The sequence below is a fragment of the Erythrobacter sp. genome (genome assembly GCF_023653175.1).
GTDB lineage: Bacteria > Pseudomonadota > Alphaproteobacteria > Sphingomonadales > Sphingomonadaceae > Erythrobacter.
Genome location: NZ_JAMNXL010000234.1, coordinates 1 through 4,594, shown reverse-complemented (window position 1 = coordinate 4,594; position 4,594 = coordinate 1). Strand labels below are relative to the sequence as shown.

General features: G+C 66.5%; 4 protein-coding genes. All 4 read right to left on the bottom strand.

The genetic code is table 11. The features are described from left to right. On the bottom strand, window positions 1-684 hold a 684-nt coding region (locus NBV68_RS17885; protein WP_296312520.1), incomplete at its 3' end, for a type II secretion system F family protein. 117 nt (window positions 685-801) lie between these two features. Next, window positions 802-2,082, bottom strand: a complete 1,281-nt coding sequence (locus tag NBV68_RS17880) for a pilus assembly protein CpaE (RefSeq protein WP_296312518.1) — start codon at window positions 2,080-2,082, stop codon at window positions 802-804. A gap of 3 nt (window positions 2,083-2,085) precedes the next feature. Beyond that, window positions 2,086-2,769: a CpaD family pilus assembly protein gene (locus NBV68_RS17875; protein WP_296312515.1), complete on the bottom strand. Its 684-nt coding sequence runs from the start codon at window positions 2,767-2,769 to the stop codon at window positions 2,086-2,088. An 18-nt stretch (window positions 2,770-2,787) separates the two neighbouring features. After that, the gene (locus tag NBV68_RS17870) at window positions 2,788-4,437 is read right to left on the bottom strand and encodes a type II and III secretion system protein family protein (protein ID WP_296312513.1); all 1,650 of its coding nucleotides are present in this window, start codon (window positions 4,435-4,437) and stop codon (window positions 2,788-2,790) included. Window positions 4,438-4,594 lie beyond the last annotated feature (157 nt).

The following is a 4,594-nucleotide window of genomic DNA, read 5'->3' as shown; positions in this document are numbered from 1 at the left end:
GCGCTGGATGGCAAGAGTGATCGTGAAGAAGTTGAATTCGGCGATCCCGAGCTTGTCTGCGGTATCCTGGAGCGCGTCCTCCATGGTCTTGCCGACCTTGATGCGGTCGATCACGGCCTTGAATTCAAAGCCGACCGGGCCGGGCACTTCGCTCGACACGATCCCGAGCGTCTCGGTCACCGGCAGGCCCGATCGGAGGCCGCGCACGAGCAACTCGATGCCGTCCGGGAACTTGGTGATGAACTGGTTGGTGCGGCGGTTGATCAGGAAGCCGACCACCATGTGCGGCAGCCCTGCGCCCAGGAACAGACCGGCGCCGAGCGAGAGCAACGGCGCCTGGCTGAGCGCGAAGATCAGCACCGCGATTCCGACCGACAGGCCGCCCGAGATGTAGAGATATTGCGAGACCGTCCAGTTCTTGCCGGTGCGGTTGAGGCGCACCGCGAGGGCCTCCATGCGCGAGCCGGAGCCGGCCACCTTGAAGCTCTTGGGCTTGCGCGCGGCGACCGCGCGCTTGAACTGCGCGTCGACCTTGGCATCGAGGCTTTCGGAATGGCGATAGCGCACCGCCTGCATCCGGCGCTTCTGCGCCTTGGAGACACCCGACCCGGCGATGACCGCATAGCCCGCGACAAGCACGGTGAAGATCACCAGCGTGATGAGCAGGGTTTGGAAGAAGTCCATGCTGTCGTTTCCTGCCTCGCACCGCCGGGATACGGCGGGTTCCTGTCCTCAATTGCCGCCCGGGGCGTGCGGGGGCAGCGCCATGCGCCGTGCCGCACATCCCCGGCCCTGCCGCGATCAGTCCGCCTTGGTCAGATCGACCTTCGGCTTCTTGGCGAGCATCGCCTTCAGATCGAAATTGCCGAGGAGCGACTTCTTGTCGCTGGCGGCCGGCACGATGTCCTCCGCGCTCGCCCCCATCACGCGCTCGGCGATCTGGCGGATCGCCGCGGTCGCCTTGCTCGAACGGTTGGCATCGACGAACACCTGACCCAGCTTGGCCGCGTTCGAGGCCGCCTTGATGTCGTAGGGGATCACGAAATCGACCTTGCGTTCGATCGAGGCCTCGAAATCGGCCTTGCTGATCTCCGACAGGCTCGGCTGCACCTTGTTGGCCACGATCATCGGATGCGCGTGGCTGGCGTTCGACTTGAGCCACGAAAGAATGCGGATCGTGTCGCGCGCCGAGGCGAGGGTGAACTCGCAGGTCAGCACCACCAGGTTCACGTCTGCCAGCAATTGCGGGAAGTTGATCAGCATGTTGCGCGGCAGGTCGATGACCGTCATCTCGAAGGCCTGACGGAACTCGTCCTCCAGCTGCACGAAGGCCGAACCATCGGTCATCAGCGGCTGGTTGATCGGGGCTTCCGCCGAGAGGATCGACAGGTTGTCGCCGGCGCGCACCATGGCGCGTTCGATGAACAGCGGGTCGATGCGGCTCGGGTTCTCGATCGCGTCGGTCAGGCCGCGGCCGGGCTCGAGGTCGAGCGCCAGCGCACCGGTGCCGAAGTGGACATCGAGATCGAGCAGCGCGGTCGGGGCCTTGTGCGCCTCGGAGAACAGCCAGGCGAGCGAGGTCGCCAGCGTCGAGGCGCCCACACCCCCGCGGGTGCCGACGATGGCGGTCGAGATGTGGCGCTTGGCCGCATCGGCATCGCCCGCCTTGGGGCTCATGAACACCGCCAGCGCCTGGTTCAGGGCATCATGCACCTGCTGCGGCGAGAGCGGCTTCAGGAGGTAGTCGTGGATCCCGCTCGCGAGCAGATCGCGGTAGAGGCGCACGTCGTTGACCTGGCCGATGGCGATCACCACCGTGCCCGGCTCGCACACTTCGGCCAGCGCGTTGATGTCGTTGAGCGGATCGCCGCTTTCCGACAGGTCGACCACGAGGATCGCCGGCGAGGCGCTGACCGAGAGCGATTGCACCGCGTTGCGCAGGCCGCCCTTGTTGCACTTTTCCGGCTGCCAGCCGAGCTCGATCACCACCGGACGCAGCACGTCCAGCGCGTTGTCGTCGCAGATATAGGCCGAGAAGGGGTCGCGGTTGCCGGGCAGGCCCGATTTCCAGGGAGCATTCATGGCTTAGTTACCTCCTCCGCCCGAGCCCGAGGCACCGGCTTCCTTCAGGCCGGCCTTGCCGGTCGGATCCATTTCACGATAGGTCGAGATCGCCTTGTTCGAGGTCGCGATCACGGTCTCGCCCGAACCCTGCTTGCCTTCGAGCAGATCCTGCGGATCGGCGACCATCGCGGCGATGTTGCTGTTCACCGCGCAGCCGAAATTGGGGCTGGTGCCGTTGCTGTAGTTCATGTCGGACTTGGCCGACCAGTCGGGGCAGCCCGGAACGCTGGCGCTCGAACGGCTGATGACGACGCGCGCCTGGCCGGGCTGGACAAAGCCCGGGGTGACGGGCGCGGTGTCGCTGATCATCAGGCCGTAGCGCGCTGCAAGGTCGCGCACCGCGGCGGTGACTGCCGGGTTCTGGCTCGGGTTCTCGATCGCGATCCGGTCACCGTAGCGCAGGTCCATCGTCTCGAACCAGCCATTGAGGCGCTGCTGTTCGGAGATCGGCAGGCCCGAGGCGTTGGTGTTGACGTCGAGCACCATGTTGGTGCGTTCGACCACCGGCTGCTTGACGCTGTAGAGCGAGGTGTTCTCGGGCATCCCGCCGCAACCGGCAAGGCCGAGGCCCAGCGCCAGCGCGGCAGCAAGCTTGAGCTTGGGGGCGGGCACGCGGGCCGGCCGGTTCAATCGTGCATTCGGCATTGTTGCACCTTTCTCGCGTTAGAGGCTGAAACCGGGGGCGGCGGCAGAAGCATCGGCCTTGGCGGCACGATCCGGACGGCGGGCCTTCTTGTCGGCGCGGCGCGGCTTTTCCTCGCCGGTCGGGAGGATCGCGGCCGGATCGGCGGCGCTCACCTTGGGGGCCGGCGCATCGGGCTGGGCCGCGCTCGGGCCCGGGCGCACTTCGCCCGAGACGCCCGCGTTTTCCTTGTAGCCGAGCAGCTGCTGGAACTCGTTGGCCGAATGGAAGCCGTCGGTCGGCAGCTTGATGTCCTTGGCGTCGACGGGCTTCACCAGATAGGGGGTGACGATGATCACCAGCTCGGTCTCGCCCTTGCGGAACTGTCGGCTGCGGAACAGGTTGCCGAGGATCGGCACGTCACCCACGCCCGGCGCCTTGTCGAGCGAGTTCTGCGAGTTGGCGCTCATCAGGCCGGCGATCATGAAGCTCTGGCCCGAGCCGAGCTCGACCGTCGTTTCGGTGCGGCGGGTGGTGAGGGCAGGGACCTGGAAGCCGTTGAGCGTGACCGAGCCTTGCGTCGAAAGCTCCGAGACTTCCGGGCGCACGCGCATCGAGATGCGGCCGTTCGAAAGCACGGTCGGGGTATAGGCGAGGCTGACGCCGTACTGGCGGAACTCGACCGAAACCTGGCCGAGGCCCTGCGAGATCGGCACCGGGAACTCGCCGCCCGCAAGGAAGGTCGCGGTTTCGCCCGAGAGCGCGGTGAGGTTGGGCTCGGTGATGGTCGAGACAAGCCCCAGACGCTCCGACAGGTCGAGCGCGCCGAGCATGTCCATGCCGAACAGACGGCCAAGGCCCGTAAGCGTGGTGCCGTTGTTGCTGTTGACCGCGGTGCCGAGGATTTCCTGGGTGATCGGCGTGCCGTCATCGTTGAACAGCGGCAGGCCGTTGGCACCGAAGACGGGCACGGTGATGGTCGGGTTGAGGATGTTGTTGCCGGCCGCGAACGGGCCGCCGAGGCCGTATTCGCCGGTCACGATCGAGCGGGTGCCGGTGCCCACGCCGAAGCGGAAGCCGCCGGTGGTGTCGAAGGTCTGGAGGTTGCCGCCGATGCTGCGCAGCAGCGAGCGGTTGACCTCGGCGACCTTCACCTGAAGGTTGACCTGCAGCGGGGTCGCGGTGCGCAGGCGGCTGATCACATTGGCCTTTTCACCAAGGAAAGCCTGGACGAGGCGCTCGGCCTCGGCGGCATCCTCGGGCGCGCCGACGGTGCCGGTCAGCAGCACGGTGTCGGTGCCCATGGTCGAGACGCTGACCTTGGCATCGGGCATCGCCATCGTGAGCATCTGGCTGATGCTGCCAATGTTCGAGCCGACCCGGATGTTGGCCGAAAAGATCACGTCGCCGCGTTCGTTGCTGGCGTAGACCGTGGTCTCGCCGCCCGACTTGCCGAACACATAGAGCTGGCGCTGCGACTTGACCTGGACGTCGGCGATCTCGTCGTTGGCGACGAACACGTCGGCCATCGTGCCGGGGACCGTCACCAGTTCGCCCTTGCCGATCGACAGGATGATTTCCTGCGACGGGCGGACGACCTGCTGAGCAATCGCGGTGGTGGCGGGCATTGCCGCCATCGGCACAGCGGCGATCGCGGCCACCAGCAGCTGGAGCTTGAACTTGCGTGTCATGGGTTGAACCCCCTCGGGTTTGATCGACATTGCTCGGGTCCTCAGAAGACCACGGTCGCACCGGCGCTGGGCACGGTCTGCCCGGCACGCTTCACGCCGCTGGATTGGCTGGAGATGACCGCGCCGGCACCGGAGCGGACGCTTTCCTCGGTGGTTT